General features: G+C 67.5%; 6 protein-coding genes. All 6 read left to right on the top strand.

Annotated elements, in window-relative coordinates; all coding sequences use genetic code 11:
• Positions 1-504: 504 nt before the first annotated feature.
• A complete protein-coding gene (locus VEG08_12255; protein ID HXZ28756.1) occupies positions 505-972 on the top strand; it encodes a hypothetical protein in 468 nt (155 codons plus the stop codon).
• On the top strand, positions 969-1,694 hold the full coding sequence (locus VEG08_12260) for an ATP synthase F0 subunit B (protein ID HXZ28757.1): 726 nt from the start codon (positions 969-971) through the stop codon (positions 1,692-1,694). Before VEG08_12255 ends, VEG08_12260 begins: the two co-directional genes overlap by 4 nt.
• Positions 1,695-1,697: 3 nt before the next feature.
• Entirely contained in the window at positions 1,698-2,234 is a 537-nt protein-coding gene (gene atpH / locus VEG08_12265) for an ATP synthase F1 subunit delta (GenBank protein HXZ28758.1), read from the top strand.
• A gap of 91 nt (positions 2,235-2,325) precedes the next feature.
• On the top strand, positions 2,326-3,861 hold the full coding sequence (atpA, locus tag VEG08_12270) for a F0F1 ATP synthase subunit alpha (GenBank protein ID HXZ28759.1): 1,536 nt from the start codon (positions 2,326-2,328) through the stop codon (positions 3,859-3,861).
• Positions 3,862-3,897: 36 nt separating this feature from the next.
• Entirely contained in the window at positions 3,898-4,929 is a 1,032-nt protein-coding gene (gene atpG / locus VEG08_12275) for an ATP synthase F1 subunit gamma (GenBank protein HXZ28760.1), read from the top strand.
• 109 nt (positions 4,930-5,038) lie between these two features.
• Positions 5,039-6,157, top strand: a 1,119-nt coding sequence (gene atpD, locus VEG08_12280) for a F0F1 ATP synthase subunit beta (GenBank protein HXZ28761.1), incomplete at its 3' end; no start/stop codon positions are given.

Consider the following 6,157-nt stretch of genomic DNA (forward strand, 5'->3'; position numbering starts at 1 on the left):
CCCGGGGCTCGCTCGCCGAGGTCGAGACGCAACTCGTCATTGCGCGGAATCTTGGGTATCTGCAGGAGAAGGATGTAACGGAACTGACAAAGTCCACCGCTGAACTGGGTCGGATCTTGAATGCCTTGCTCGCTGCCGTCGAAAAGCGCACCGCCTGACAACTGAGTACTGAGTACCGAGTACTGAAATTAAATGGGCCAGCTGCCAAGAAGCGGTGACAATTCCTTGGCGACCGGCCCATTCGATCCTGAAATGGATCGGAGGTGATAACTCATTATCCTACTCTCGCCCGCCTCGATGTCAAGGGCGAGGCGGGGGCGGCGTCCTCTGCGCCCCGGGAGAGACCGCCACGAGGCGCGCTCTGGGAGCGTTCTTTCCTGCGTCCGCAGCGCCGAAAACCCGCATGAACACAGCCGGAGCCCGCGTTGACACTCGCCAGTGGGGGTGTTACGTTGGGAGGTTCCAGAGACGTCGCTACATCTTCCCAGGCTTCAGCAGAAAGTCATGGACGAGATCCTCCGGCAACTCGGCGACCTCTTTCTGGGCGCGATTCCCACCATCCTGCTTTTCCTGCTGCTGTACGCCGCCTACGCCGTGCTGGTGCACAAGCCCCTGGAGCGCGTCCTGGAAGAGCGGCGTCGGCGCACGCTGGGGGCCATGGAAGAGGCCAAGGCCGCCATCGCGCGCGCCGACGCCAAGGCGGCCGAACACGAGCAGCGCCTGCGCGAGGCCAAGGTCTCCATCTACAAGGCCCAGGAAGCCCGCCGCCAGAAGGTGCTGGAGGCGCGCGGGGAGGCCCTGGCCCAGGCCCGGACGGCCGCGGAGGCGCGCGTACGTGACGCCCGCGCCGCACTGGATCGCGACGTGACGGAGGCCCAGGCGCTGCTGCGCACCCAGGGCGAGGTGCTGGCCGCGGAAGTGGTGCGCATCGTTCTGAAGCCCGCCGGCACGGCGGCAGGCGGCCGGCCGTGAGCCGCGCCCTCCGCTTCGCCGTCCTGGCGATCGCCCTGGTCACGGCTGCCTGCCTGTCCCGCTCCGCCGCCCAGGAGTCTCACTCCAAGGATCCGAAGCCCGCGGCCACGCAGAGCGAAAAGCCCTCCGCCTCGCAGGAGCACGGCGCGGCCAACGCCGACGAGCACCAGCAAGCCGAGGGAGAAGAGAACGCCGAGTTCAAGGAGTCGCCTTCCGTGAAGGCACTGGCCCGCCTAGTCGGGCTGGAGCCCGCGACCATGTACCAGATCCTGGTGGTGGCCAACTTCCTGCTCATCGCCTTCCTGATCTACTGGCTGGCCCGGGCGCGGGTGCCGGAGGCCTTCCGCGCGCGCACCCGCGAGATCCAGAAGAACCTGGAGGAATCGCGGCGCGCCAGCGAAGACGCCAACCGCCGGCTGGCCGAGATCGAAGAGCGGCTGGCCAAGCTGGACGGCGAGATCGGGGCGCTGCGCACGGCCGCCGAGGCGGATGCTCGCGCCGAAGAGGAGCGCCTGCGCGCCCAGGCCGAGGCCGACAAGCGCAAGATCGTGCAGGGGGCGGAGCAGGAGATCGAGGCCGCCGCCGGCCTGGCGCGGCGCGGCCTGAAGGCCTTCGCCGCCGACCTGGCGGTGGCCCTGGCGGAGAAGAAGATCAAGGTCGATCCCGAGACCGACAAGGCGCTGGTCCGCGACTTTGCCGGCCAGATCAAGGAAGGCAAGTAGGCCATGGCCGCCGTCAACAGCCGCTACGCCCGCGCCTTCGCCGAGGTGGTGCTGGAGCAGAAGCTCGATCCCGGCAAGACGGTGGAGCAGGTGCGAACCCTGGTGGAGCTGTTCGCCGCCAGCCCGGAGCTGCGGGCGGTGTGGGAGAACCCGGCCGTGCCCGCCGAGCAGAAGCATGCCGTGCTGGACGCCATCGGGAAGCGCGCGGGCGTGGGCCGGCAGGTGCGCAACTTCGTCGCTGTGCTCATCGACCGCGGACGCATCCCCGCGCTGCCCCAGATCGCGCGCCAGTTCGAGGCGGAGCTGGACCGGGCGCTGGGCTTCGTGGAGGCGCAGGTCTCCTCCGCGCGCGACCTGGCCGACGAGGAAAAGCGCGCCTTGGAGTCCCAGATCGCCCGGGTCACGGGGCGCAAGGTGCGCGCCCGCTACCTGCGCGACGCGGCGTTGCTGGGCGGCGCCGTCATTCGAGTAGGCAGCACCATCTACGACGGCTCGGTGAAGGGACAGTTGCGCAGACTGAAAGAGGAGCTCAGCGCTTAGCACTTGGCATTTAGCGCTGGGCCCGTGTGCACTTCGGCAGGGGCTAAGAGCTAAAAGCTAAGAGCTAGAAGCTAGTAGCTAAAGGCTGGTTATGGCGCAGATCAAAGCTGACGAAATCACCAAGCTCATCAAAGAGCAGATCGAGAACTACGAGACCCGCATCGCGGTGGACGAGGTGGGAACGGTCATCTCCCTGGGCGACGGCATCGCCCGCCTGCACGGTCTGGACAAGGTCATGGCCGGGGAGCTGCTCTCCTTCCCCCACGACGTGGCCGGCATCGCCATGAACCTGGAGGAAGACCAGGTGGGCTGCGTGCTGCTGGGCGAGTACACCGAGATCAAGGAAGGCGACCAGGTCAAGCGCACCGGGCGCATCATGAGCGTGCCCGTGGGCGAGGCCCTGGTGGGCCGCGTGGTCAACTCTCTGGGCCAGCCCATTGACGATAAGGGTCCCATCGCCGCCAAGCAGTACATCCCGCTGGAGCGGCTGGCGCCGGGGGTGATCGACCGCCGCCCGGTGCGCGAGCCCATGGCCACCGGGCTGAAGGCGGTCGACAGCATGATCCCCATCGGCCGCGGCCAGCGCGAGCTCATCATCGGCGACCGCCAGACCGGCAAGACCGCCCTGGCCATCGACACCATCATCAACAACAAGGGCAACGACCTGATCTGCGTCTACTGCGCCATCGGCCAGAAGCGCTCCTCGGTGGCCCAGGTGGTGAAGATCCTCAGCGACTATGGCGCCATGGACTACACCATCGTGGTGGTGGCCTCGGCGTCGGAGCCCGCTCCCATGCAGTACATCGCGCCCTACGCCGCCTGCGCCATGGGCGAGTACTTCCGCGACTCCAAGCGCCACGCCCTGTGCGTCTACGACGACCTGTCGAAGCACGCGGCCTCCTACCGCGAGATCTCGCTGCTGCTGCGGCGGCCGCCGGGGCGCGAGGCCTATCCCGGCGACGTCTTCTACCTGCACTCGCGGCTGCTGGAGCGCGCCGCCAAGCTCAGCGACAAGAACGGCGGCGGCTCCCTCACCGCTCTGCCCATCATCGAGACCCAGGCGGGCGACGTCTCCGCCTACATCCCCACCAACGTCATCTCCATCACCGACGGCCAGATCTACCTGGAGACCGACCTGTTCAACTCGGGGGTGCGCCCGGCGGTGAACGTGGGCCTGTCGGTGAGCCGCGTGGGCGGCAGCGCCCAGATCAAGGCCATGCGCCAGGTGGCCGGCACCCTGAAGCTGGAGCTGGCCCAGTACCGCGAGCTGGCCGCCTTCGCCCAGTTCGGCAGCGACCTGGACAAGGCCACGCAGGCGCAATTGGCCCGCGGCCAGCGCCTGGTGGAGATCCTGAAGCAGGGCCAGTACGCGCCCCTGCCCTTCTCCAAGCAGATCCTCATCATCTATGCCGGCACCAACGGCTTCCTCGATGACCTGGCGGTGGAAGAGGTGCGCGAGTTCGAGCAGCAGCTCTACCAGTACGCCGACACCATGAACCCCGGCCTGCTGAAGGCCATCATGGAGAAGAAGACCCTGGACGACGCGCTCAAGGCCGACGTGCACAAGCTGGTGGAGGAGGCCAAGCAGCGTTTCGTCAGCGAGCGCCAGGCCACGGCGGCGAAGTAAACGGGAAACTGGAAACGGGAAACCAGGAACTAGCAGATGGCCAACGTCCTCGACATTCGGCGGCGCATCCGCAGCGTGATCAACACGCGCCAGATCACCAAGGCCATGAAGATGGTGGCGGCGGCGCGCCTGCGCCGCGCCCAGGAGCGCGCTCTCTCCGCCCGCCCCTACGCCCAGATGCTCACCCACGTGCTGCAGTCGCTGGTGGCGCGCGCCGAGATCTACGATCCCGAGACCGGGGAGCCCCGCCATCCCCTGCTGGCCCGCCGCGAGGAGAAGAACATCTTCCTGGCCGTGGTCACCGGCGACAAGGGCCTGGCCGGCGCCTTCAACACCAACATCCTGAAGGCGGCCATGCACTTCCTCGATTCCAAGCAGGGGAAGAACGTCTCCATCGTGGCCGTGGGCCGCAAGGGGCGGGACTTCCTGCGCCGCCGCTTCCCCGCCGGCAGCCCCGACACGGTCGAGCCCGGCGTGCACCTGGTGGGCGAGCAGATCGGGATCCTCGGCCACCTGGAGTTCGCCCAGGCCAGCGAGATGGCCGAGCGCCTGATCGCGCGCTACACCGAGGGCGGCTTCGATTCGGTCTATTTCCTCTTCAACGAGTTCAAGAGTGTGATCGCGCAGCGGCTGGTGGTGGAGAAGGTGCTGCCCATCCGGCAGATCGGGGTGGCCGAGGCGGAGGAGCAGTTGGAGATCCCCGAGGAGGAGCGGGAACGGCGGGCCCAGGCGGCGTCTTCCGCCGGGGTCAGCGTGCACGCCGCCGACACGCGCGCGATCGACGAGCAGGCCGCCCGCTTCGGCGCCGCCACCCAGGATTACATCTACGAGCAGCCGGCCACGGAGCTGTTCCACGCCCTGCTGCCCAAGTACGTGGCGGTGCAGATCTACCGCGCCCTGCTGGAGTCGGTGGCGGCGGAGCACGCGGCGCGCATGACCGCCATGGATTCGGCCACCAACAACGCCAGCGAGATGATCGACTCGCTGACCCTGGCCATGAACCGCGCCCGCCAGGCCAAGATCACGAAAGAGATCATCGAGATCGTGTCGGGTGCAGCAGCTTTGTAGGAGGTTTCAAAGTTCCAAAGTTTCAAGGTTGCAAAGTAGAAGAGGCAGGCGCCGGGCACCTTGAAACCTTGAAACTCTGAAACCTTGAAACCTGGAAACGAGTGAACTTATGCCTGACAACATCGGACATGTGATCCAAGTGGCCGGCCCGGCCGTGGACGTGCAGTTTTCCGAGACCGCGTTGCCTCCCATCTACCAGGCCCTGCGCGTGGTGAGCGAGGGCTTCACCGTGCCCGCTCCCATCAACGTCATCCTGGAAGTGCAGCAGCACCTGGGCGAAGGCCGCGTGCGCTGCGTGGCCATGCAGCCCACCGACGGCATGGTGCGCGGCATGAACGCCATCGACCTGGGCGGGCCCATCTCCGTGCCCGTGGGCCGCGGCACCCTGGGGCGGGTGATGAACGTGATCGGGGAGCCGGTGGACGAACTCGGCCCCATCCAGGCCAAGGACCGCCTGCCCATCCACCGCCTGGCCCCCGCCTTCGACGAGCAGGCCACCACCGCCGAGATGTTCGAGACCGGGGTGAAAGTCGTCGACCTCATCCAGCCCTTCCTCAAGGGCGGCAAGATCGGGCTGTTCGGCGGCGCCGGGGTGGGCAAGACCGTGGTCATCATGGAGCTCATCAACAACGTGGCCAAGCAGCACGGCGGCTTCTCCGTGTTCGCGGGGGTGGGCGAGCGCACCCGCGAGGGCAACGACCTGTGGCTGGAGATGAGCGAGAGCGGGGTGATCAAGCCCGGCGATCCCGCCAACTCCAAGGCCTCGCTCATCTACGGGCAGATGACGGAGCCGCCGGGGGCGCGCCTGCGGGTGGCCCTCACCGGCCTGACCGTGGCTGAGAACTTCCGCGACGCCGAGGGCGCCGACACCCTGCTCTTCATCGACAACATCTTCCGCTTCACCCAGGCGGGCTCGGAGGTCTCGGCGCTGCTGGGACGCATGCCCTCGGCGGTGGGCTACCAGCCCAACCTGGCCACCGAGATGGGCGAATTGCAGGAGCGCATCACCTCCACCAAGAAGGGCTCAGTGACCTCGGTGCAGGCCATCTACGTGCCCGCCGACGACCTCACCGATCCCGCTCCCGCCACCACCTTCGCCCACCTCGACGCGACGACGAACCTCTCACGCCAGATCGTCGAGCTCGGCATCTACCCGGCGGTCGACCCCCTCGCCTCGTCCTCGCGCATCCTCGACCCCCGCGTGATCGGGGAGGAGCACTACCAGGTC

This window comes from Terriglobales bacterium (assembly GCA_035624475.1).
In the GTDB taxonomy this organism is placed as follows: Bacteria; Acidobacteriota; Terriglobia; order Terriglobales; family Acidobacteriaceae; genus DASPRL01.